Origin of the sequence: Micromonospora sp. NPDC049903, assembly GCF_044460945.1 — a bacterium.
GTDB lineage: Bacteria > Actinomycetota > Actinomycetes > Mycobacteriales > Micromonosporaceae > Micromonospora.
This window is the reverse complement of the sequence record NZ_JBITKL010000004.1, coordinates 51,885-72,958: the sequence shown is the minus strand read 5'-3', so window position 1 is coordinate 72,958 and position 21,074 is coordinate 51,885. Positions and strand designations below refer to the sequence as shown.

Genomic DNA, 21,074 nt, shown 5'->3' with positions numbered 1-21,074 from the left:
CTGGGTCCCGCTGGTCTGGTCGGCCCGGTTGGTCTTGCTGGCCCGGCTGGCTCCGGTGGCCTGGGTCCCGTTGGCCCGGTCGGCTCCGGTGGATCCGTCGGTCAGGTTGACTCTGCCGGTCGGGCGGGTGCCTTGCCGGCCGGGATCCGCGCCGGGGAGGCCGGCTGGGTGGTGCCGCCCGACCCGGCGGCCCTGGCCGCTGCCCTGCCGGTGGCCGCCGCCGGAGCCGCCGCCCTGGCCGGGCCCGCCCGTGCCCGCTACGACCGCACCTTCCACCCCGAGGTGGTCACCAAGCGCCTCATCGACGTCTACGCCTCCCTCCGCTGACCGCTCCCTGGGCTCCCGCTCCCTGGGCTCCCGCTCCCTGGGCTCCCGCTCCCTGGGCTCCCGCTCCCTGGGCTCCCGCCCCTGGGCTCCCGCCCCTGCGCTCCCGCCCCTGCGCTCCCGCCCCCTGCGCCCCGTGCACCCCTGCACCCCACGGATGCCCGCGTGTCCCCCGCGCGTGCCCCGCGTCTCTTGCGTCGATCATGGAGTTGCGGCAGTCGCAAAAGGTGCAGAGCGGCATGAGTCGACAGCCACAACTCCATGATCGACAGCGGGGCCTGCCCAGGGCGGGAGTGGATGGCGTACAGCGGGGGCGCTCGGGCCCGTTGGTCGGGCCTGACCTCATCGGAGGCCCGTGCTGGCGTCGGCGCCTACGGCTGCCGCGCGCTCGTCGACTCCCTCGAAAGCGACGAGCGCAACCTGTCGTGATGAGCACCCGGTAGCCACTCGATCTGGGATCGAGTGGCTACCGCAGCGCGTCGATGCCACTCGATCCTGGATCGAGCACGATCTTGGAGGCCGGGGCGCGCTCGGCACGGTGTCGCTGGCCCTGCGCCGACGGTCTGTCGGCTGCTGCGTCAGGCGGGGGCCGTCGGCTGGCTGCGTTAAGTCGGGTGGCTGCGTTAACAGGGGGCCCTTGCTATGCACGAGGCGTTAATAAGGTGCCCTTCCTTACCTGCCTGTCAGAGCGAGGCGCGGGCGGAGAAGGCGATGCTCGCGAGCAGGAACCCGCCGTTGACGACGGTGAACGCCACGAGAACCCAGAAGACGAGCGCCGGGGCGAAGGCCAGCACCAACGCGGCCACGAAGATCACTGCGCCGTAGTCGCGGATCAGCTTCACCAGGCGTACCGGCAGGCTGGTGGAGGTGACCATGCTGGCCGCGTTCGGGCCGGACTGCATCACCGAGGTGACCAGGTTGACCATCCAGGTGCCCGCGAAGGCCGCCACCAGCCACACCGGCGTCGACGGCACCTGTGCCACGGCGGTCGCGGAGAGCGCGGCGACCAGGGCGATCTGGGCCGCCACGTCGCAGAGCACGTCGACCCGGGCACCGGCCGCGCTGCCCTGACCGGTCACCCGGGCGAGCTGACCGTCGGCGCAGTCCAGGGCGTACGCGATCTGCCAGCCGACCAGCGCGAGCAACCCGACCACCCAGGCGGGTACGTCCCCGGCGGCGACCGGCCCGGCGAGCGCGACCACGGTGACCGAGGTGGCCAGCCCGAGCACCAGGTTGGTGATGGTCAACACGGTCGGCCGCAGCCCGAGCCGCTGGGCGACCAGCGCGAAGACGGCACCGATCCACTGGCTCACCGACTCGCTGAACAGGCCACCGCCCCGGTTGACCCGGTGGAAGTCGGCGACCGTGGGGTGGGACGGCTCAGCCAAGGTGCTCACGGAGGGCGTCAATGTAGTCTCCCAGCCGGGTCCGGATGTCGTCAGCGGACAACGCGAGGTGTTCGAGGATGGTGTAGCGGTCCGGTCGGGTGCGCGGCGCGAAGGCGACCGCCTCGACGAACTGCTCGTCGGTGAGGCCCAGCTCCGCCGGCCGGACGGCCAGACCGTGCCGGTGCAGGCACCTGCTGAGCTGGCCGAAGCGTTCCAGGTCGCCCCGGAGGAAGGTGCAGAACAACGCGCCGAGGCCGACCTGTTCGCCGTGCGAACCGGTGCCCGGGTACAGGTGGTCGATGGCGTGCGAGATCTCGTGGTCGCCGCCGCTCGCCGGGCGGCTGGAACCGCAGATCGACATCGAGATCCCGCCGAGGATGAGCGCCTCGGCCAGCGTGGTGAGGAACGCGTCGTCGGTGATCTTGCCGGGGTGGTTGACCAGTGCCTCGGCCCCGGTCCGGGCGAGCGTCACGGCGAGCCCGTCGATCGGCTCGTCGCGTACCTGGTGGGCGAGTTCCCAGTCGGCGCAGGCGCTCAGGTTGCTCACCGCGTCGCCGATGCCGGCCTGGGTCTGCCGGTCCGGCCCGTTCTCCACGAAGTCGAGGTCGACCAGAACGGCGATCGGGATGTGCACGCCGTACGAGCCCTTGCCGCCCTCGTGGGTCAGCGACGCCACCGGGGAGGCGATGCCGTCGTTGGCGAGGCTGGTCGCCACGGTGACCATCGGGATGGCGTAGCGGGTGGCGGCATACTTGGCGGTGTCGATGGTCTTGCCGCCGCCGATGCCGACGACCGCGTCGTAGTGCCGGCGCCGGAGCTGGTCGCCCAGCTCGTTGGCGGAGTCGACGGTGCCGCCGGTCACCGTGAAGATGTCGGCCGAGCCGAGCGACGGTCGGCAGAGGTCGGCGATCTTCTCGCCCTGTCCGGGGCCGACCACCAGCGCGACGTCGCCACCGCCGGAGATCCGCCGGTCGGCCAGCAACGCGCCGAGGTCGGCCACGGCCCCTCGGCGGACCTCGATCGACAGCGGTGTGGTGACCGTTCGGGCTAGTAACGGCACGCGATCTCCCGCGCCCGGGCCAGGTCGTCGTGGTTGTCGACCTCGACCCAGGACACGTCACCGATCGGCGCGGCGCGGACCTCGCCACCGCGCTCGGCGAACTCCTGGTATCCGTCCTCGTAGTACAGGTTCGGGTCGCGTCGCCAGGTCGCCTCCAGCGCGTCGGCGAGCGCCCCGGCCACCTGCGGCTCGATCAGCGTCGCGCCGATGTACTCGCCGTACGCCTGCGCCGGGTCCATCAGCTTGGTGATCCGGGTGAGCTGGCCGGCGGCGTCGAAGGTGGTCTTCATCTCCTCCTCGGCCAGCGGCTTGAGGGTGTCGACCGCGAGCAGTACGCCGGGCCCGCGCTCGGCCAGCAGCGTCTTCTCGATGCTCACCGGGTGCACGGTGTCGCCGTTGACCAGCAGCACGCCCCGGGCGAACCAGTCGCGGGCCAGCCAGAGCGAGTACGCGTTGTTCCACTCCTCGGCCTTGTCGTTGTGCACGAGGGTGAGCGTCACGCCGTGGCGGCGTTCCAGGTCGGCCTGGCGTTCGCGGACGGCGTCCGCCGCGTAGCCGACCACCACGACGACGTCGGTCAGCCCCACCTCGGCGAGGTTGTGCAGCGCGATGTCGAGGATGGTGATCTCGCCGTCCACCGGGACCAGCGCCTTGGGCAGCGTGTCGGTGTACGGGCGCAGGCGGCGCCCGGCCCCGGCCGCCAGCACCATCCCGACCATGCCGACATCAGTTCCTGTTCTCACGGCGTTCACCGAAGGAGGATAGCGCCGCGCGTCGGCCGGCTGTCGGGGGTCAGCCGGGCAGGGCCGCCAGGTCGGCGAGGAAGGTCAGTCGCTCCTCGGCGGTCAGCGCGGTGTACGGGCCGGCCGCCCGCCGGTCGGTCTCCAGTTCGATGGCCCGCCACTGCGACCCGTCGGTCAGTTCGGCGATGCTCGCCGGGGTGTGCCCGGCGGCCGCCCAGGCGTCGGTGTGCGCGTCGGCCCGGTGGTACCGCAGCGTGCCGAGCCGGTTGAGCAGCAGCACGCCCGACGGGGTGCCGTCCGGCTCGTACGGCGGGGCGACCGCGTCGAACGCGCCGGGGCTGGGCACCGGTTCGTCACCGCGCGGCGACAGGGCGGCGGTCAGCAGCCGTCCGGCGGTCTCGGTCGACCGCTGCACCCGGTCGTCGTGACCGGCCCAGAGTTCCTCGGTCACCTCGGCGTGCACCTGGTACAGCTCGGCGAGGAACGCGCTGCCGCGTTCGGTGGCGGTGAGCCCGCCGTCCGGCCGCCGGTGGATCATCCCGTACGCGACGTGCCGGTCCAGCGCCCGCTGACAGGCGATCGGGTCCCGGTACCGGGTGATCGCGGCGAATCCGGCACCGTCGACCGTGCCACCGGCCGCCAGGCGGGTCCGCATCTCCACCAGGAAGCTGGTGGCGGGCATCCCGCCGTACCGCTGGCTGAGTTCCGCTCCGCCGCCGTCCTGACCGGCCTGTATCGCCGCGCGGACGACCCGGTCGAGGACGGGGGCGACCAACGCCGCGTACCGGTGCGCGGCGAGCCCGACGCTGTCGCTCACGAACCGGTCGGACCCAGGAGTTCGAAGGCCTCCTCGGCGATCCGCCGGATCAGCCCGTCGTTGACGTCGCGGTCCTCGTCGAGCAGGTCGAGGTCGGCCGGGCCGAGCCAGCGGTACTCGGTGTGCTTGCCGACCTCCAGGACCGGCGCCGTCAGGTCGCCGTCGACCCGGACCAGCCAGTCGCTCTCGAGCCGGGCCAGGCCGTCGTCGCCGACGTACCGGTACTCGCCGACCTGCGCGATGATCTCCGAGACCCGCCAGCCGGTCTCCTCGGTGACCTCCCGGCGCAGCGCCTGCTCGAAGGTCTCGCCGGGTTCGAGGTGCCCGCCGACGATGTCCCAACTGTTCGGGAACAGACGGCGGTGCGGCGAGCGGCGTTGGAAGAAGATGCGCCCGTCGGGGTGGACGATCAGCGCTCCGGCGCAGCGCAGCGGCTCGGTGGACACCCCAAGAACAGTAGCCGCCGGTGCCGAGCTGCGGCGATGTCCGCTCGGGCGGACTTCTCCACTGGTGTGGACCCGCCGGACCGGGGGTATGGGATTGGGTGCGGGCGCGGGCCGAGACGCGCACGCGAGGAGGTCGACATGCGCGGCGCGGACCAGTTGGTCGAGCAGCAGTACGCCATGCTCCTGCGACGGGACGTGGCCCGACTCCCCGACCTGTACGCCCGGGACGGGTACTACGCGATGCCCGGTGTGACGGTCCGGCCGGTCGAGTTGCCCGCCCTGCTGCGTACCTGGACGGGTGCCTTTCCGGACCTGCGGGTCGACGTGCTGGGTTCGGTGCGTACGGCCGGTGGGGCGGCGGTCGAGCAGCGGCTCACCGGCACCCACGCCGGTGTGCTGCACACCCCGTTCGGCACGGTGGCCCCCACCGGACGCACCGTCTCCTGGGAGGTGGTGGACATGGTCCGGGTACGCCGGGGCCGGATCGCCGCCTGGCGGTCCTACTTCGACTGGGGACAGTTGATCGCCCTGCTTGGCCTACACGTGGCCGGGCTGTCCCGGCAGCAGACCCCGGACCGGTCGCTTCCCGACGAGCCCGCCTTCACCGCCGCGCCCCAGGCGGTCGCGGCCTGATCCGTCGTCCGGCCTGACCTGGTACTCGGTCGGTCCGCGCGGACGGGACGCCCGGTCCGCACCGGTTCACCCGACTCGGTGGCTCAGGATGCGGACATCGCCGTGCCGTACGCGCTCACCCGGCCGCCGCCCGTACGCTGAACAGCCATGACCGCCGAGCAGCTGATCTCCTTCGCCCGTGGCGCCCCCTCTCTGGACATCGTCGATGTCGAAGGGCTCAAGGCCGCCGCCGTCCGCGCCTTCGACGCCGATCCCGCCGGGGTGACCGCGTACGGCACCTCCGTCGGCTACCTGCCGCTGCGTCAGTGGGTCGCGGAGAAGCACGGGGTCACGGCCGAGCAGGTGCTGATCACCAACGGTTCGTTGCAGGCCGACGCCTTCCTCTTCGACCACCTGGTCCGCTCGGGTGACGCGGTGGTGGTGGAGCGGCCGACCTACGACCGGACCCTGCTCAACCTGCAGCGGATGGGCGCCGAGGTGCACGGCGTCACCATCCAGCCGGACGGCCTGGACACCGCCGAGCTGCGCAAGCTGCTGGAGTCCGGGGTGCGGCCGCGCCTGGCGCACGTGATCCCGAACTACCAGAACCCGGCCGGCGTGACGCTCTCCGAGGACAAGCGGCGTGAGCTGCTCGACCTGGCCGCCGAGTACGGCTTCACGATCTTCGAGGACGACCCGTACGCCGACGTCCGGTTCCGGGGCGAGCCGCTGCCGTCGATGCTGTCGCTGGACACCCGGAACGTCGTGGTGCACGCCTCCAGCTTCACCAAGACGGTCTGCCCCGGCGTTCGGGTGGGTTACCTGGTCGGTCCGGCCGACCTGATCGCCGACATCGCGAAGAAGGCCACCAACCTCTATATCTCGCCGGGCATGGTGGCGCAGGCGATCGTGCACCAGTTCTGTGTCTCCGGCGACATCGTCCGGTCGATCGAGACGGTCCGGGCGGCCCTCGGCGAGCGGGCCGGGGCGTTGGCCGAGGCGCTGCGGCGGCACATCCCCGAGGCCCGTTTCGTGGAGCCGGACGGCGGCTACTTCCTCTGGGTCGAGCTGCCCGAGGACGTCCTCGTCGACAAGCTCGCCCCGGCCGCGGCCGAGCGCGGCGTTGCGGTGGTCAAGGGCAGCGACTTCGTGGTGGACGGTGGCCAGCACGCGCTGCGTCTGGCGTACTCGGCGGTGACCGCCGATCGCATCGACGAGGGAGTCCGACGCCTGGCCGAGGCGATGGAGGCGGTCCGAGGCTGAAAATCTGTCGGGTTTCCGACAGAACGGCGATACCGGTGTGCCCGGGACTCCCGCTGTGGCAGCTGGCGGCCCACAATGCTGCGAGCGTCCTTCACCACATGTAGTGCAGGTCACGCCGGTTCCGGTCGACGTGACGCCGATGTCGGGGTGCGGCCCGGCCGCCCGCACTGTGGTGTGACGCGGTCAGCACAACCCCCGCCCCCACGGCGCCGGGCGGGCCGGGTCGCCCCCTCACCCCCCGATGCGATCCGGTCCGTCCGGCGCCACCCCTCCGCCGCCGCGCCACCGCCATGATCGGTACGGCGGCGTACCCTGCAAGCCGCAGCCGAGCGCGGACGGGGGGCGTGATGACGGAGCGGATGCAGCGGGAGGGGACCGCCTCCACCGGCGGTGACCAGACCGACGCCCAGCCGGTCCCGCCGCTCGCCCGGTCGCCGCGGTCCCGCGCCTGGTCACCGGTACGCGCGGTGACCCGCCGGCTCAACCCGGACGGCTCCCAGCGGGTGGAGGTCCCGGCGGGTCCTCGACGCAGCGCCGTGGTCGACTGCGCGCTCTATCTCGACGGGCGACGGCAGGGCGGTGACTGCGGCTACGCCGAAGCGCTCGCCGAGGCGCGGCGCGCCGAGAACGGCTTCGTCTGGCTCGGGTTGCACGAGCCGGAGCTGGCCGAGATGAGCGAGATCGCCGCCACCTACGGGCTGCACGAGCTGGCCGTGGAGGACGCGGTCAAGGCGCACCAGCGGCCGAAGCTGGAGCGTTTCGGCGAGGTCAGCTTCCTGGTGCTGCGTACCGCGCGCTACTGCGAGCACACCGAGCTGACCGAGAAGACCGACGTGGTGGAGACCGGGCAGGTGATGCTCTTCATCGGCCCGCACTTCCTGATCAGCGTCCGGCACGGGGACGCCTGTCGGCTGGCACCGGTCCGGGAGGAGTTGGAAGCCCGGCGGGAGCTGCTGCTGCACGGCCCCTGGGCGGTCGCGTACGCGATCACCGACCGGGTCGTCGACCTGTACCTGGAGGTCGCCGACCAGCTCGAAGACGACATGGACGTGCTGGAGACGGAGGTCTTCGACCGGCAGGCCAGCGGCCGGATCCAGCGGATCTATCAGATGAAGCGGGAGCTGGTGGAGTTCAAGCGGGCGGTGATGCCGTTGCAGCGGCCGTTGCTCGCGCTCACCGCCCAGATGAGCCGCGAGGTGCCCAAGGAGGTCCGTCGCTACTTCCGCGACGTGCAGGACCACCTCAGCCGCACCGTCGAGCAGGTCAACTCGTACGACGACCTGTTGAACTCGATCCTGCAGGCCCGACTGGCCCAGGTGACCGTCGACCAGAACAACGACATGCGCAAGATCGCCGCCTGGGCCGCCATCGCGGCGGTGTGGACGGCGATCGCCGGGATATACGGCATGAACTTCGAGTTCATGCCCGAGCTGAAGATCGTGTACGGCTACCCGGTGGTGCTGGCGTTGATGCTCACCATCTCGCTGACGCTCTATCGGTGGTTCCGCCGCAACGACTGGCTCTGAACCCGCAGCCCGCCCGCCCCGCCGAGGTGGCGGGGCGGAGGCGGGACCGCGAAATCAGGCGCGCCCGTTGGACTTGCTGGGCGCCTTGCTCAGGGCGGTGGTGAGGTCGTCGGCGGGACGACCGCTCGTGGTCCGGGCACCCTCGGCGACCGACGGCACCTTGTCCGTCGGCGTCACCGGGGACGGCTTCGGCGGCGCGGTGGTCGACGCGCTGTCACCGGAGACCACCGTCGAGCTACCGGCTCCGGTCGACGCCTTCGCGACGCCCGACGGGGCGGTCGTACGCACCTCGATGGTCTCCACCTCCTCGTGCATCGGCTCCAGCGCGGTGGTCGCGTCGTACTCGGTCCACTCCTGCTGCTCGCGGTGGCGTCGCAGGGCGATCGCACCGGCCAGCCCGGCCACCACGCCGGCGGCGAGCATCCCGGCCAGCATGGTCCCGCTGCGGCGGGACTTCTTCCGCTTCATCTTCTTCATGTTCTTCGCCTTGACCTTCCTGGCGGCCGCGGCCTGCTTGGCGACGACCTTCTTGCCTGACGCGGCCCGACCGGCGGCCTCGGCCTGTGCGTGGCGCATGGCCAGGGCCAGGGGTGCCATCGCGGCGGCCGTGGTGGCGAGGCCGCTCGCGGCACGGTCCCGGACCAGCACCGCGGTCGGTGCCACCGCGTCGCGGGCCGTCTGGACGCGCGGGCCGACAGTGGACCCGGCTCCCTTCGCCGCGTGCGTGGCGGCCAGCCTCAGGTGACCGATCCCCCGATTGAGCTCGGCCCGGGCCAACTGCCCCTCAGTCCTGCGGCGCCCGATTCCAAACACGGTCCCACCTCCTGGGAGTTGCTTCGTCTCATCCTCCACCTTCGGATGCCTCCGCATGTCCAGATCGGGCACATGGGAGGATCCGCAAGGAACTGACCAACGAATAAGGAGTACCCGTGGCCGAGGCTGTCTACGCCACCTTGCACACCAACGCCGGCCCGATCCGGCTGGAGCTCTTCCCCAACCAGGCGCCGAAGACGGTTCGCAACTTCGTCGACCTGGCCGAGGGCACGCGTGAGTACACCGACCCGCGCACCGGCAAGCCGGGCAACGGGCCGTACTACGACGGCACCATCTCGCACCGCGTGATCAGCGGCTTCATGGTCCAGATGGGCGACCCGACCGGCACCGGTCGCGGTGGTCCGGGCTACACCTTCGCCGACGAGTTCCACCCCGAGCTGCGGTTCGACCGGCCGTACCTGCTGGCGATGGCGAACGCCGGGCCCGGCACCAACGGCTCGCAGTTCTTCATCACGGTCTCGCCGACCCCGCACCTGAACAACCGGCACACCATCTTCGGTGCGGTGGCCGACGAGCAGTCCGCGAAGGTGATCGACTCGATCGCCAACACGCCGACCGGCCCGAGCGACCGGCCGCTGCAGGACGTGGTCATCGAGCGCGTCGAGATCGAGCGGCAGTCGGCCTGACACCGGCCGCCACAGGTGGTGCCCGCCGCCCGGGCCTGGGCGCGGCGGGCACCGACCGGCCGTACGGTCGCCTGACCCGTCCCATCGGTGGTCCGAGGTACCTTTGCTCGCATGACTGAGCGCTCGGGCACCTGGGTCACCCGGTGAGCGAATCCCCGCCGACCACACCGGTCTGTTACCGCCACCCGGGCCGGGAGACGTACGTCCGCTGCACCCGGTGCGACCGGTCGATCTGCCCGGACTGCATGAACGAGGCGTCGGTCGGGTTCCAGTGCCCGGAGTGCGTGGCGCAGGGACGCCGGAGCGTACGCCCGGCGCGCACCGCCTTCGGCGGTGGCGAGACCGGTCGGCTCGGGTACGTGACGAAGACGCTGATCGGCATCAACCTCGTGGTGATGCTGATCTCGATCGCCTCCGACCGGGGCGGGGACGCGGCAGCCGGTGGCTCCGGCTTCGGCGGCCTGCTCGGCGGGAGCACCCCGTTGACCGAGTGGGGTGCGGTGCTCGGCCGGGCGATGTTCCTCGACGGCAGCATCGGCGGCGTCGCCGAGGGCCAGTGGTATCGCCTGGTCACCGCGATGTTCCTGCACTACGGCGTGGTGCACCTGCTGCTCAACATGTGGGCGCTCTGGGTCCTCGGCCGGTCCCTGGAGGCGGTGCTCGGGCCACTGCGCTTCATCGCGCTGTACTTCATCGCCGGTTTCGGCGGCAACGTCGCCGTGTACGTGTTCAGCGCGCCCAACCAGATGTCGGCCGGTGCCTCCACCGCCATCTTCGGCCTCTTCGCGGCGACCTTCGTGATCATGAGGCGGCTGGGTCGGGACACGTCAGCCATCGTGCCGATCCTGGTGATCAACCTGATCTTCACGTTCACCGTGCCGCAGATCTCGATCGCCGGTCACCTGGGCGGTCTGGTCTTCGGCGCGCTGATGGCGCTGGTGCTGGCGTACGCACCCCGGTCCCACCGGACGCTGGTGCAGCTCAGCGGCGGCGCGTTCCTCCTGGTGGTGCTGCTGGTGCTGGCCCTGTTCCGCACCTTCACCCTGCTCGGCTGAGCCCACCGCCGGACTGGTCGGTCGGGCGGGCGGCCCGGAGGGCGTCGGCCACCTCGTCGGGGTCGGTGTCCAGGTCCTGCCGGGTGAACAGGTGCAGCGACCCGCCGGTGTCGATCTCCAACACCGGTCCGCTCACCCCGCGCCCGGCCCGGCGGTTCACCTCGATGGTCTCGATCGTCGACCAGGGCAGGTGCCGTCGCCCGGTCCACCACCCGGTCGGCACGGTGACGCCGTCGGCGTCCACGGCGAGCCGGACCGGTGCGACCAGGTCCCGTACGCCCCAGGCGGCGAGGGCCGCGCCGGCCAGTACGCCGAGCGCCGGCCGGAGCAGGTCACCGTCGGCGAGCAGCAGTCCCAGGGCGAGTACGCCGACCGCGCCGGCCAGTTTGAGGATCGGCAGCGCGGCGCGTACCCGCCACTGCCGGGCGACCGTCTCGAACGTCACGCGACCAGCATGCCAGCGCGACGGGTGGCCGGCATGCCGGTGCCCCACGGGCGACGACGTCGCCGCGACGGCGGCGTAGGATCGGGAGCAGCCCAGGTTACCGGGGAGTAGACATGAGTGACGCGGTTATCGTCGGCGCGGTGCGTACCCCGGTCGGGCGGCGCAAGGGCAGCCTGGCCACGGTCCACCCGGTGGACCTGTCGGCGCACGTGCTGCGTGCCCTCGCCGAACGCACCGGCATCGACCCGACGCTTGTCGACGACGTGGTCTGGGGCTGCGTATCCCAGGTCGGTGAGCAGTCGTGGAACGTCGCCCGCAACGCCGTCCTCGCGGCCGGCTGGCCCGAGTCGGTGCCCGGCACCACGGTCGACCGGCAGTGCGGCTCCAGCCAGCAGGCCCTGCACTTCGCCGCCGCCACCGTGCTCTCCGGACAGGCCGATCTGGTGGTGGCCGGCGGCGTCGAGTCGATGACCCGGGTGCCGATGGGTTCCAGCGCGGCGGGCGGCATGCCGTTCAGCGGCCAGATCCTGGCCCGCTACCGGGGCGTCGAAGGGGTCGCCGAGGACTCCCCGTTGCCGTTCAACCAGGGCGTCGGCGCGGAGCTGATCGCCCGGCGCTGGCGGCTGTCCCGGACCCAGCTCGACGAGTTCGCGCTGGCCAGCCACGAGAAGGCCGCCGCTGCCCAGGACGCCGGGGCGTTCGAGGCCGAGCTGACCCCGGTGCCGCTGGCCGACGGCGGGAAGTTCACCGCGGACGAGGGCATCCGTCGGGACACCTCGCTGGAGAAGCTCGGCGAACTGGCCACCCCGTTCCACCCGGAGGGCGTGGTCACCGCCGGTACGGCCTCCCAGATCTCCGACGGCGCGGCGGCGCTCGCCGTCACCACCAGCGAGTGGGCCAGTCGGCACGGTCTGCGTCCGCTGGCCCGGGTGCACACCGCCGTGGTCGCCGCCGACGACCCGGTCGCCATGCTCACCGCGCCGATCCCGGCCACCGCGAAGGCGCTGCGCCGCGCCGGGCTGGGCATCGAGGAGATCGGGGTGTACGAGGTGAACGAGGCGTTCGCCCCGGTGCCGCTGGCCTGGTTGGCGGAGACCGAGGCGGACCCGGAGCGGCTGAACCCCCGGGGCGGCGCCATCGCGCTCGGGCACCCGCTCGGCGGTTCCGGTGCCCGGATCATGACGACGATGCTCGCCCACATGCGCGACAACGGGGTGCGGTACGGCCTCCAGACGATGTGCGAGGGCGGCGGGATGGCCAACGCCACCATCGTCGAGCTGCTCTGATCCGTACGGCGTAAAACCCGTCGCGGGTCGAGCCGGGAGCGGGCTAGCGTGCCCCCGTGACCGCCGCGACCGCACCGCACACCGACTGGGACGACCGGACGTGGCGGGCCGCCGCGTGGGAATGGGTGGCCGAGACGCTCGCTCGCACCGGGCAGCGGATCACCGGCCCGGTCGAGCCACGCGTCCGACCGTGGGCGCTGATCTGGCGGGTGCCCACCGACACCGGTGACGTGTGGTTCAAGGCGAACGCGGCGGGGACCGGCTTCGAGACGGCACTGACCGCCGCCTTGGCCCGGCTGGCGCCCGGACGGGTGCTCGATCCGATCGCGGTGGACACCCGGCGGCGCTGGGCGCTGTTGCCGCACGGCGGCGCGACGCTGCGCGAGGCGCTGGCCGGCGAGCCGGACCCGGCCCGGTGGGAACGGATCCTGCCCGAGTACGCCGACCTGCAACGGGCCACCGCCGCGCACGTCGACGAACTGCTCGGTCTCGGCGTACCCGATCATCGTCCGGAGGCGATGCCGGGGCACCTCGCCGAGTTGCTCGACGACGACGCGGCTCTGCTGCTGGACACTCCGGACGGGCTCACCACCGAGGCCCGCGACCGGTTGCGGTCCCTGCTGCCCGAGTACGCGCAGCGGTGCCGACTGCTGGCCGAGGGGCCGATCGGGCCCACCGTCCAGCACGACGACCTGCACGACGGGAACGTCTTCGTTACCGGCGACGGCCACCGGTTCTTCGACTGGGGTGACGCGTCGGTGGCGCACCCGTTCGGCACGCTGCTGGTGACGCTGCGGTCGGTCGCGTACGTCAGCGGTCTCGACGCGGGGGATCCGGCGCTGGCTCGGCTGCGCGACGCGTACCTGGAGTCGTGGACGGACCGTTGCGACCGGCCGACCCTGCTCCGACTGGCCGAGGTCGCGGCCGGGGTGACCATGGTCAGCCGGGCGTTGTCCTGGCGTCGGGCGTTGGACACCACCGACCCGAGTCGTGCCGAGTTCGCCGCCGGCGTGCCCGGGTGGCTGGACGAACTGCTGGTCACCGAGTTCGCCTGAGCGCGTCGACAGGCCGGTCGAATAGGTCCCGATCGGCCGTGCAAGACGTAACGTGGAATTTGCAAAAAGCATGTCCGTGAGCCACGTCACCCAGCGAACATCGTCGTTGGGCAGGTCATGGACGTCTTCTCCCGAACGTTCCTCCCGGCCGCCTCCGAGGCCGGCCTGGCGGTGCAGACCGCCACGCGCCACATGCCGGTGTTCCGTCGCTGTGTGGGCTCCGGCGACGCCACCATCCTGGTCACCCGCTGCGGCCGACCCGATCGGCCGATGTCGGGGGACTACCTTCTCCTACTCACCCATCGACGGCTGGTGGTGACCCGGCAGACGCCGGTGCTGCACCGCCTGCGACTGCACCTCAACGCGGAGCTACGCGAGCTGAGCCACGTCACGTGGAGCCCCGACCCCCGGTTGCACTCGGTGGAGCTGGCCGCCACCGCGATCGACGGGATCCGTGAGCGGTTCCTGATCCGCACCCAGTTCCCGAAGCAGGTGTGGCAGCTCGATGCACTGCTCAACCACGCCTTCCGCACCCGGGTACGCAGCGCGCTGCCCCGGATCGTGGCGACCGTGGCCGAGGCACCCACCGCCACCCGGCCGACCACGCTGCATTCCGCCGTGGCGCGCTGACGCAGGACAGCCGAAAACCGCGTCGGGTTCAGCGATCGGTCGGCAGGGCGTAGCCCACGTAGTCCCGGAACTCGAACCGCCAGCCGGGCGGCACGAGATCCGCGCAGAGCCGGCGGCTGCCGGTGCAGACGATCGCATCCATCTCCGCAGGGTCAGCCGCCGGACGGTGGTCCAGCACCGACTGGAGCGCCAGCAGCTCCGGTGACCCGCCGTCGGCGTCCCGCAGCAGCAGCCACCAGGGGTACTCCCAGTCGTCGTTGCGCTGGGACAGACCGATCCGACGGGCGTCGGCGGCGCGCACCGCGTCGGCTGCCCAGCGGTACTCCTGCGCCCACTGCGGACGCCGTAGGAAGCGGCTCTCCCAGTCGGAGGTGGTGAAGACCGAGCCCTCGCCGACCAGTCGGCGCGGGAAGCCGTACGACACCGCGAGCACGCCGGCCAGCGCGCAGGTGGCCAGCACCGTCACCGCGAGCGTCGCGGCGATCGGTCGTCGGCCACCCCGCCCGGCACCGGCGTTCTGCCCGTCATCGGCGTTCTGGCGCGCACGGCGCAGCACGGTGTCGAGCCAGAGCCCGGCCAGCGGCACCGAGGCGGCCAGGGCGTAGAGGATCAACCGGTTGCCCCAGGGCTGCCATTTGATCATCGTGGTGTGCAGCGCCACCGCGACCACCACCACCAGTGCGTACGCGCGCAGCGCACCGGCCGTCTCCGGGCTGACCCGCGCCGGACGGCGCAGCGCCGCCACGGCACCGATCAGCACCAGCGCACCGGCCAGCGGGAAGGCCACCCGGTCCTCGTCCGGGTACCAGGAGGGCACCGGGAAGACCTCCCGCCCGAACGTGATCGCCCGGTCCTGCGGGTCCACGCCGAGCAGCCCGGCCACGCCGATGATCGCCGCGGCGGAGGCGTCACGCAGCGGGGCCAGCGGGGTGTCCAGCGCGGTGTGTCCGATGCGGAGCGCGTTCGCCACCACCGACAGCGGGTCGTGCCGCTCCATCGGCACCGACTCGCGCAGCCGCTCCGGCCCGAGCGGGTGGCCGAACTCGGCGTACACCCGGCCCAGGAAGGGGCCGACCACGGTGACGGCGACCAGCAGGATCAGCGCAGAGGCACCGACCGTCCGGGCGGTCGGGCCGACCGGGAGCCGACGGCCCGCGCCCGTCCGATCCAGGTACGCCAGACGGAGCTGACCCAGTCCCCAGAGCACCAGCAGCGGGCCGACCGCGAGCAGGCCGCTGGTCTTGGTCACGGCGGTCAGTCCGGTGGCCGCCCCGAGCGCCAGCAGCTCGCCGAAGCCGGCGCGGTGACGCAGCCCGTCCAGCGCGAGCGTGGCCGCGCACGCCACCCAGGCGGCGCAGACCAGGTCGGTCTGGGTGCTGGTCGCCTGGAGCGTCACCATCGGCGTGGTGGCCAGCACGAACACGGTGAGCAATTGGGCCCGGCGGGCGCCGCCGAGCTGCGCGGTCACCCGGGCGACCGCGATCAGGCAGAGCACCCCGGCGGCCCACTGCACCAGATGGTGAAGCGCGTCGCCGCCGGTGAACAGGCGCAGGTGCAACAGCAGGTACTCGGCACCCGGCGGGATGGTGACCTGCCGGTGGATCGCGGTCGCCCAGAGCGACAGGTCGCCCTGCGCCACCCAACGCTCCACCTTGGGCAGGTGGTAGGTCTGTGAGTCGAAGTTGTTCGGCGCGGCGAGCAGGGCGATCAGCAGCTCGACCAGGAGCAGCCCGGCGACCGTACCGGCCAGCACCCGCTCGCCGCGACTCGCCGTACGCCAGAAGTCGGTGACCGACGCGCGCCAGCCCGCCGCCGCCGGTGGGCCGTCCGGGCCGGACGTCGTCGCCGGGTCGACCGCGGTGACCGTACCGACCGCGGCGCGAGTGTCCGACGCTCCGGCGAGGACACTCGCCGACGACGGCGCGGCGGGCCGACCACCGGCCGACCCGGTCGCGTCGCCGGAGGCACGGCGATCCGCCTCCCGGGTCCGGCCGGTCGCGGCGGCCGCACGCCGCCGCGCGGCGGCGACCCCGACACCCGCGAGAAAGAGCAGCCACGCCACGCCGAACGCGGGCGCGGTCAACCTGCCCAGTGCACCCAGCACCTCGACGGTCAGCACCGCGAAAGCGCCGACGGCGAGACTCGCTCGGATCACCGCCAGCCGGCGTGGCGCGGTGTGGCGCGCGGACCGTGGCTGCAACGCCACCGTGGCCAGCACGACGGCGACGACGGGAGCGAGGACGAACGGGAAGCCGGCGGCCGACATGGCCGGAAGTAAACACCATCGGCCGGGGTGCCCGACGCTCGATCTGCTGAGGCGGTCGCCACCACAGGATCGATCTGCCGGGGCTACGCTATGGCCGACACACTGCCGCCCTCGTGGAGATTCCCGTGAAGCTGTCGATCCTCATGCCGGTCTACAACGAGGAGGAGCGCATCGCGGATGCGCTCAAGCAGGCGCTGGCGGTCGAGTACCCGTGCGAGATCGAACTCGTGGTGGTCGATGACGGTAGCCGCGACGGCACCGGGGAGATCCTGGGTCGGGCCGACGACGCGCGGCTGCGGGTGATCACGCATCAGCGCAACGCCGGCAAGGGCGCGGCCATCCGGACGGCGGTGGCCAGCGCCGAAGGCGAATACATGGTCATCCTCGACGCGGACCTGGAGTACGACCCACAGGACATCCCCAAGCTGCTCGCCCCGGTGCTCGACGGCCGGGCGACCGTGGTCTACGGCAATCGGACCTTCGGCAGCCACAGCGCCTACAGCTTCTGGTACGTGATGGGGAACAAGGGCGTCACGATGGCGGCCAACGTGATGTTCAACTCCTACATCGGCGACCTGGAGACCTGCTTCAAGCTGATGCCGGTGGAGCTCTACCGCTCGCTCGACGTGCGGTCCCGGGGCTTCGGCATGGAGGCCGAGGTGACCGGCAAGCTGCTGCGCCGCCGGATCCGGCCGTACGAGGTGCCGATCAGTTACCGGGCCCGGGGTCGCGAGGAGGGCAAGAAGATCACCTGGCGGGACGGCGTCGAGGCGATCTGGATCCTCGGCCGCGAACGGACCCGCCGCCGCCCCGGGAGCGGTCCCGCCGCCTGACGCGGCAGCCGGGGCGAGGACGGGCGGCTTTCCCGCCGGGTGCGGGCGACGCCGGTCCTCAGACCAGAGCCGGGGACAGGAACCCGGTCAGCGCGCGGTGCAGGCCCGCCGCGTCCAGCCCGTGCCAGCGGGTGTGGTCGTCGGCCGAGCCGTAGCGGCGCAGCTCGTCGCGTCCCACGCCGAGTGCGAGGAGCCGGTGCGGCCGGTCCGCGAGTGCCGCCGTGACCACCCGGGTCGAGGTGCCCGCCAGGTAGGGCTCGACCAGGATCACCTCGGTGCCGGCGAGCGCCCGCAGGCCGGCGGTGTCGAACGGGCGCGGCCGGTGGGTGTACGCCACGGTGACGGGCAGATCCGCTGCGGCTGCCACCGCTGCGTCCAGCACCGGGCCGACCGCGACCAGCAGCGGAGCGCCGGGTCCAGCGTCGCGGACCACCACCAGATCCCCGTCGCCGGCGTACGGTCGCGCGTTGCGCAACGTCGACAACCGCAGGTACGCCGAGGTGTCCCCGGCGACCGTGGCGCGCAGCAGACCGGGCACCTCGGCCGGGTGCCCCGGCACGTGCACCGTCCAGCCGGACAGGGTGTCGAAGAGCGCGACGTCGGCCGGGCTCAGGTGGGTGCGTCCGGCAGCCGCCCGGTCGTACGACGCGCCCACGCTGACCAGCACCGCGTGCGCCGCCTGGTGGTCGAGGTCGAGCTTGATCTGCTCGTACGCCCGCTCCACCAGGAACGGTGCGTAGCTGTGCACGATCGGCCGTAACCCGGTCAGCGCCAGCCCACCGGCCACCCCGAGCATCAACTGCTCCCGGATGCCGACGTTGAGCACCCGGTCGGGGTGCCGCCGGGCGGCCGGGGCGAACGCGTCGGCGGAGATGTCGGCGAGCACCAGGGCGGTACGCGGATCCTCGGCCAGCAGGTGCGTGGTGGTCTCGATGAAACTGTCCCGCATGGCTACTCCCCGCTCTCGACGACCGCGACGACGACGTGCGGCCGGTGTCCGTGGTGCCCGGTCAGGGAGGTGTGCAGCGCGTCGTGGTCCCGTCCGTCGACCGTGGCGGCGGTCCACCCGTTCACCGTGAATCGGGTGGCCACGCCACCGGGCCAGCCGTGGGTGGCGGAGGAGTTGTCGACCACGATCGCGGTCAGGTTCGGCAGGCCGGTCGCCCCCGCGTACGCGATCGCCTCGTGGTTGGAGCCCTCGTCCAGCTCGGCGTCACCGAGCAGGGCGTACACCCGGGTGTCGAGCAGCCCCTGGGCGCGGAGCCCGAGCGCGGTCCCGACGGCCAGCCCGAGACCGTGCCCGAGCGAGCCGGAGCCGATCTCGACCCCGGGGACCAGCATCCGGTCCGGGTGGTCGCCGAGTCGACTCTCCGGCCCGCCCTGGTCGTCCAGCCAGTCGAGCGGCACGAAACCCTTGGCGGCGAGCACCGCGTAGTAGCCGGCGACCGCGTGTCCCTTGGAGAGCAGGAAACGATCACGAGCCGGGTCGTCGACGGTGTCCGGGGTGATCCGGAGGATCCGGTCGTAGAGCACCCAGAGCACGTCGACGGTCGAGTGCACGTTGGCACCGAAGACGCGGCCGGCGCGGATCCGCTCCAGCAGTGGTGCGACCGGTGATCGGCCATCGAGCGGCGCGGCGGCCTCGGCGACGCGGGCGGTGGTGGCGAGAGTAGTCATGCGGATACTCTGCAAGTTCAAGTCAGGTTCAATTCAAGGCGGTGTGATGCAGGAAGCCCTCACCATCGGTCAGCTCGCCGACCGCAGCGGCGTGGCCCAGTCGGCGCTGCGTTACTACGAGCGGATGGGGTTGATCCGGGCCGACCGCACCGGCGGCAACCAGCGCCGCTACCACCGAAGCGAGCTACGCCGGGTGGCGTTCGTCCGGATCTCGCAGCAGGTCGGCATCTCGCTGGACGATATCCGGGCCGCCCTCGACTCGCTGCCCGCCTCCCGTACGCCGACCGCCGAGGACTGGACCCGACTCTCCGCCATCTGGCGGGACCGGCTGGACGAGAAGATCAAACTGCTGAGCAAGCTCCGCGACGACCTCGACGGCTGCGTCGGCTGCGGCTGCCTGTCGCTCCAGCGCTGCGCGCTCAACAACATGGACGACCGGCTCGGTGCCGAGGGCCCCGGCCCCCGACTGACGCTGCCGGGGCGCGACTCGACCTAGCCGACAGTGAGCAGCACCTTGCCGAGGTGCTCGTTCGACTCGACCAGCCGGTGAGCCTGCGCCACCTCCGTGATCGGCAGCCGCCGGTCGACGACCGGACGGACCCGGTCCGCCTCGACCAGCGGCCAGACCTCGTCGCGTACCCCCTGCACGATGGCGGCCTTCTGGTCCTGCGGGCGGGCCCGCAACGCGGTCGCCGCCACCGTGCCCCGCTTGGCCAGCAGCCCGCCCAGGTCCAGCTCGGCCTTGCGGCCACCCTGCATTCCGATCACCACCAGCCGCCCGTCCGGGGCCAGCGCCGCCACGTTCCGGCCGAGGTAGGACGCACCCATGATGTCGAGTACGACGTCCGCGCCCCGCCCGTCGGTGACCCGCCGGACCTCCTCGACGAAATCCTGCTCCCGGTAGTCGACCAGGTGCACCGCGCCCAGCTCACGCAACCGGGGATGCTTCGCCGCCCGCGCGGTCGCCACCACCGTCGCCCCGAGCGCGGTGCCGAGCTGGATCGCGAACGTGCCGATGCCGCTGCCACCACCGTGCACCAGCAACGTCTCGCCCGCCGACAGCCGGGCCACCTGCACCACGTTCGACCAGACCGTGCACGCCACCTCGGGCAGCGCGGCGGCATCGACCAGGTCGACCCCCGCCGGCACCGGCAGCAGTTGCCCCGCCGGCACGGCCACCCGCTCCGCGTACCCGCCACCGGCCAGCAACGCACAGACCTCGTCGCCGACCCGCCACCCGGTGACGTCCGCACCGGTGGCGCTCACCACACCCGAGCATTCCAGTCCCGGGTACGCGGGCGCACCCGGCGGCGGCGGATAGTGCCCCTGCCGTTGCAGCAGATCCGCCCGGTTCACCGCCGTGGCCCGCACGTCGACGATCACCTCGCCCGACCCCGGCTCCGGATCGGGCACCTCGTCCCAGCTCAGCACCTCTGGCCCACCAGGCTCGGCAATCACGATCGCGCGCATGGCCCAGTCTTACCCGATCGTCGCGCCGTTCCACGCCCCGGCCACGCCTCGAACCGGCGAAATCCGTGCTGGTCGGACACTGTGGAGCCTTCGGACGCCCGCCGCGATGGTCACGTGGGTCGGGGTGGCTCACTCCTTCGCCGATCTGCCGAACGTGGCAGACTATGCACGGCCGCGCCGTGCGTGGCACCGGGAGGGTTCGCCTAGTGGCCGATGGCGCTGGTCTTGAAAACCGGTAAGGCAGCGATGTCTTCGTGGGTTCGAATCCCACACCCTCCGCCCACCAGCCACGCTCACCCGCATGCGCACCCGCCCATGCGCCGCACCACCTGCCGCATCATGGGCATGCCCGCCGCGATCATGGACTTGTGGCACACGAAAAGCGCCTGAACGTCCTGCTTTGCCCCTGCCACAACTCCATGATCGGCGGGGCGGGGCGGGGCGGGGTGCGGTGCGGTGCGGTGGGTGGCGGTGTGGGGGCGTGGGGGCGTGGGGGCGGGAGTGGGGGGCGGTGGTCGTCGAGGCGGCGCTAGCGTCGTGACCTGTGGGCGCCTCAGCGCTTCGGTGGGCGTACCTGCTGGTTCTCGCGGATCTTCTCGGTGGCGAGTCGATCCAGGGCCCGGCGGCGTTCGTCGGGTCGGGGCTGATCGTCGCGCTCACGTACGGAGTCGACGGCTGCGGTGACGAAGTCGCGCCAGATGCCGGCCACGGATCTCCC

The 21,074-nt window shown here is 72.2% G+C and carries 22 protein-coding genes, 1 tRNA gene and 1 pseudogene; 12 read left to right on the top strand and 12 right to left on the bottom strand.

Annotated elements, in window-relative coordinates; translation table 11 throughout:
• Nucleotides 1-327 (top strand): annotated as a pseudogene (locus tag ACIBO1_RS10005) (glycosyl transferase family 1); the annotation flags it as partial.
• A gap of 680 nt (nucleotides 328-1,007) precedes the next feature.
• On the opposite strand, the gene ACIBO1_RS10000 reads toward ACIBO1_RS10005, so the two are convergent.
• The 5 genes from ACIBO1_RS10000 to ACIBO1_RS09980 all read right to left on the bottom strand — a co-directional run bounded on the left by ACIBO1_RS10000 (nucleotide 1,008) and on the right by ACIBO1_RS09980 (nucleotide 4,778).
• The gene (locus ACIBO1_RS10000) at nucleotides 1,008-1,721 is read right to left on the bottom strand and encodes a CDP-alcohol phosphatidyltransferase family protein (protein WP_396743523.1); all 714 of its coding nucleotides are present in this window, start codon (nucleotides 1,719-1,721) and stop codon (nucleotides 1,008-1,010) included.
• The gene (locus ACIBO1_RS09995; protein WP_396743520.1) at nucleotides 1,705-2,772 is read right to left on the bottom strand and encodes an iron-containing alcohol dehydrogenase family protein; all 1,068 of its coding nucleotides are present in this window, start codon (nucleotides 2,770-2,772) and stop codon (nucleotides 1,705-1,707) included. Before ACIBO1_RS09995 ends, ACIBO1_RS10000 begins: the two co-directional genes overlap by 17 nt.
• On the bottom strand, nucleotides 2,760-3,491 hold the full coding sequence (locus ACIBO1_RS09990) for a sugar phosphate nucleotidyltransferase (protein ID WP_396744151.1): 732 nt from the start codon (nucleotides 3,489-3,491) through the stop codon (nucleotides 2,760-2,762). The genes ACIBO1_RS09995 and ACIBO1_RS09990 overlap by 13 nt, the downstream gene beginning before the upstream one ends.
• Nucleotides 3,492-3,564: 73 nt before the next feature.
• Nucleotides 3,565-4,332 carry a hypothetical protein gene (locus ACIBO1_RS09985; RefSeq protein ID WP_396743517.1) on the bottom strand — a complete coding sequence of 256 codons (768 nt, stop codon included), beginning with the start codon at nucleotides 4,330-4,332 and terminating at the stop codon, nucleotides 3,565-3,567.
• A complete protein-coding gene (locus ACIBO1_RS09980) occupies nucleotides 4,329-4,778 on the bottom strand; it encodes an NUDIX domain-containing protein (RefSeq protein ID WP_396743514.1) in 450 nt (149 codons plus the stop codon). Before ACIBO1_RS09980 ends, ACIBO1_RS09985 begins: the two co-directional genes overlap by 4 nt.
• A gap of 138 nt (nucleotides 4,779-4,916) precedes the next feature.
• Between ACIBO1_RS09980 and ACIBO1_RS09975 the strand changes: the two genes are divergently transcribed.
• From ACIBO1_RS09975 to corA, 3 genes are all read left to right on the top strand, one after another.
• Complete coding sequence (locus tag ACIBO1_RS09975) at nucleotides 4,917-5,411, top strand: ester cyclase (protein WP_396743511.1); 495 nt, start codon at nucleotides 4,917-4,919, stop codon at nucleotides 5,409-5,411.
• A gap of 147 nt (nucleotides 5,412-5,558) precedes the next feature.
• Nucleotides 5,559-6,653, top strand: coding sequence for a PLP-dependent aminotransferase family protein (locus ACIBO1_RS09970; protein ID WP_396743508.1), 1,095 nt, complete (start codon nucleotides 5,559-5,561; stop codon nucleotides 6,651-6,653).
• A gap of 467 nt (nucleotides 6,654-7,120) precedes the next feature.
• On the top strand, nucleotides 7,121-8,179 hold the full coding sequence (gene corA / locus ACIBO1_RS09965) for a magnesium/cobalt transporter CorA (RefSeq protein ID WP_396744148.1): 1,059 nt from the start codon (nucleotides 7,121-7,123) through the stop codon (nucleotides 8,177-8,179).
• A gap of 54 nt (nucleotides 8,180-8,233) precedes the next feature.
• On the opposite strand, the gene ACIBO1_RS09960 is transcribed toward corA, so the two are convergent.
• Nucleotides 8,234-9,049 (bottom strand): hypothetical protein, encoded by an 816-nt coding sequence (locus ACIBO1_RS09960; protein WP_396743505.1) that lies wholly within the window; start codon nucleotides 9,047-9,049, stop codon nucleotides 8,234-8,236.
• 59 nt (nucleotides 9,050-9,108) lie between these two features.
• On the opposite strand from ACIBO1_RS09960, the gene ACIBO1_RS09955 reads away from it, so the two are divergent.
• Both ACIBO1_RS09955 and ACIBO1_RS09950 read left to right on the top strand, forming a co-directional pair.
• Nucleotides 9,109-9,639: a peptidylprolyl isomerase gene (locus tag ACIBO1_RS09955; protein ID WP_396743502.1), complete on the top strand. Its 531-nt coding sequence runs from the start codon at nucleotides 9,109-9,111 to the stop codon at nucleotides 9,637-9,639.
• Nucleotides 9,640-9,782: 143 nt separating this feature from the next.
• A complete protein-coding gene (locus ACIBO1_RS09950; protein WP_396743499.1) occupies nucleotides 9,783-10,694 on the top strand; it encodes a rhomboid family intramembrane serine protease in 912 nt (303 codons plus the stop codon).
• Here ACIBO1_RS09950 and ACIBO1_RS09945 read toward each other — a convergent pair.
• Nucleotides 10,678-11,139: a PH domain-containing protein gene (locus tag ACIBO1_RS09945; protein WP_396743496.1), complete on the bottom strand. Its 462-nt coding sequence runs from the start codon at nucleotides 11,137-11,139 to the stop codon at nucleotides 10,678-10,680. The genes ACIBO1_RS09950 and ACIBO1_RS09945 overlap by 17 nt on opposite strands.
• A gap of 113 nt (nucleotides 11,140-11,252) precedes the next feature.
• On the opposite strand from ACIBO1_RS09945, the gene ACIBO1_RS09940 reads away from it, so the two are divergent.
• The 3 genes from ACIBO1_RS09940 to ACIBO1_RS09930 all read left to right on the top strand — a co-directional run bounded on the left by ACIBO1_RS09940 (nucleotide 11,253) and on the right by ACIBO1_RS09930 (nucleotide 14,110).
• A complete protein-coding gene (locus ACIBO1_RS09940; RefSeq protein WP_396743494.1) occupies nucleotides 11,253-12,425 on the top strand; it encodes a thiolase family protein in 1,173 nt (390 codons plus the stop codon).
• A 56-nt stretch (nucleotides 12,426-12,481) separates the two neighbouring features.
• Nucleotides 12,482-13,480: a phosphotransferase gene (locus ACIBO1_RS09935; RefSeq protein WP_396743491.1), complete on the top strand. Its 999-nt coding sequence runs from the start codon at nucleotides 12,482-12,484 to the stop codon at nucleotides 13,478-13,480.
• Nucleotides 13,481-13,597: 117 nt separating this feature from the next.
• Complete coding sequence (locus ACIBO1_RS09930) at nucleotides 13,598-14,110, top strand: hypothetical protein (RefSeq protein ID WP_396743488.1); 513 nt, start codon at nucleotides 13,598-13,600, stop codon at nucleotides 14,108-14,110.
• Between the two features lie 28 nt (nucleotides 14,111-14,138).
• Here the strand turns inward: ACIBO1_RS09930 and ACIBO1_RS09925 are convergent, their stop codons facing one another.
• Nucleotides 14,139-16,376 carry a hypothetical protein gene (locus ACIBO1_RS09925; RefSeq protein ID WP_396743485.1) on the bottom strand — a complete coding sequence of 746 codons (2,238 nt, stop codon included), beginning with the start codon at nucleotides 16,374-16,376 and terminating at the stop codon, nucleotides 14,139-14,141.
• A gap of 125 nt (nucleotides 16,377-16,501) precedes the next feature.
• Here ACIBO1_RS09925 and ACIBO1_RS09920 point away from each other — a divergent pair, with 125 nt between their 5' ends.
• Complete coding sequence (locus ACIBO1_RS09920) at nucleotides 16,502-17,209, top strand: glycosyltransferase family 2 protein (RefSeq protein WP_350698076.1); 708 nt, start codon at nucleotides 16,502-16,504, stop codon at nucleotides 17,207-17,209.
• Nucleotides 17,210-17,267: 58 nt separating this feature from the next.
• On the opposite strand, the gene ACIBO1_RS09915 is transcribed toward ACIBO1_RS09920, so the two are convergent.
• Nucleotides 17,268-18,158, bottom strand: coding sequence for a transketolase family protein (locus tag ACIBO1_RS09915; RefSeq protein ID WP_396743482.1), 891 nt, complete (start codon nucleotides 18,156-18,158; stop codon nucleotides 17,268-17,270).
• Between the two features lie 2 nt (nucleotides 18,159-18,160).
• The gene (locus ACIBO1_RS09910) at nucleotides 18,161-18,886 is read right to left on the bottom strand and encodes a transketolase (RefSeq protein ID WP_396743479.1); all 726 of its coding nucleotides are present in this window, start codon (nucleotides 18,884-18,886) and stop codon (nucleotides 18,161-18,163) included.
• 46 nt (nucleotides 18,887-18,932) lie between these two features.
• Between ACIBO1_RS09910 and soxR the strand changes: the two genes are divergently transcribed.
• Nucleotides 18,933-19,382 carry a redox-sensitive transcriptional activator SoxR gene (gene soxR / locus ACIBO1_RS09905; RefSeq protein ID WP_396743476.1) on the top strand — a complete coding sequence of 150 codons (450 nt, stop codon included), beginning with the start codon at nucleotides 18,933-18,935 and terminating at the stop codon, nucleotides 19,380-19,382.
• Here the strand turns inward: soxR and ACIBO1_RS09900 are convergent.
• Nucleotides 19,379-20,356, bottom strand: coding sequence for an NAD(P)H-quinone oxidoreductase (locus ACIBO1_RS09900; RefSeq protein WP_396743473.1), 978 nt, complete (start codon nucleotides 20,354-20,356; stop codon nucleotides 19,379-19,381). The two genes, soxR and ACIBO1_RS09900, sit on opposite strands and share 4 nt — an antisense overlap.
• 192 nt (nucleotides 20,357-20,548) lie before the next feature.
• Between ACIBO1_RS09900 and ACIBO1_RS09895 the strand changes: the two genes are divergently transcribed.
• Nucleotides 20,549-20,635: transfer RNA gene (locus tag ACIBO1_RS09895), tRNA-Ser, on the top strand.
• Nucleotides 20,636-20,909: 274 nt separating this feature from the next.
• Here ACIBO1_RS09895 and ACIBO1_RS09890 read toward each other — a convergent pair.
• Nucleotides 20,910-21,065, bottom strand: a complete 156-nt coding sequence (locus tag ACIBO1_RS09890) for a hypothetical protein (RefSeq protein WP_350698081.1) — start codon at nucleotides 21,063-21,065, stop codon at nucleotides 20,910-20,912.
• Between the last annotated feature and the right edge of the window lie 9 nt (nucleotides 21,066-21,074).

What these genes read in the sequence shown, in the direction of transcription:
- ACIBO1_RS09940 (WP_396743494.1), top strand. Translation starts at nt 11,253, where the DNA reads ATGAGTGACGCGGTTATCGTCGGCGCGGTGCGTACCCCGGTCGGGCGG.
- ACIBO1_RS09975 (WP_396743511.1), top strand. Translation starts at nt 4,917, where the DNA reads ATGCGCGGCGCGGACCAGTTGGTCGAGCAGCAGTACGCCATGCTCCTG.
- ACIBO1_RS09900 (WP_396743473.1), bottom strand. Translation starts at nt 20,356, where the DNA reads ATGCGCGCGATCGTGATTGCCGAGCCTGGTGGGCCAGAGGTGCTGAGC.
- ACIBO1_RS09915 (WP_396743482.1), bottom strand. Translation starts at nt 18,158, where the DNA reads ATGCGGGACAGTTTCATCGAGACCACCACGCACCTGCTGGCCGAGGAT.
- ACIBO1_RS09925 (WP_396743485.1), bottom strand. Translation starts at nt 16,376, where the DNA reads ATGTCGGCCGCCGGCTTCCCGTTCGTCCTCGCTCCCGTCGTCGCCGTC.
- ACIBO1_RS09970 (WP_396743508.1), top strand. Translation starts at nt 5,559, where the DNA reads ATGACCGCCGAGCAGCTGATCTCCTTCGCCCGTGGCGCCCCCTCTCTG.
- ACIBO1_RS09990 (WP_396744151.1), bottom strand. Translation starts at nt 3,491, where the DNA reads ATGGTCGGGATGGTGCTGGCGGCCGGGGCCGGGCGCCGCCTGCGCCCG.
- ACIBO1_RS09960 (WP_396743505.1), bottom strand. Translation starts at nt 9,049, where the DNA reads ATGCGGAGGCATCCGAAGGTGGAGGATGAGACGAAGCAACTCCCAGGA.
- ACIBO1_RS09930 (WP_396743488.1), top strand. Translation starts at nt 13,598, where the DNA reads ATGGACGTCTTCTCCCGAACGTTCCTCCCGGCCGCCTCCGAGGCCGGC.
- soxR (WP_396743476.1), top strand. Translation starts at nt 18,933, where the DNA reads ATGCAGGAAGCCCTCACCATCGGTCAGCTCGCCGACCGCAGCGGCGTG.
- ACIBO1_RS09910 (WP_396743479.1), bottom strand. Translation starts at nt 18,886, where the DNA reads ATGACTACTCTCGCCACCACCGCCCGCGTCGCCGAGGCCGCCGCGCCG.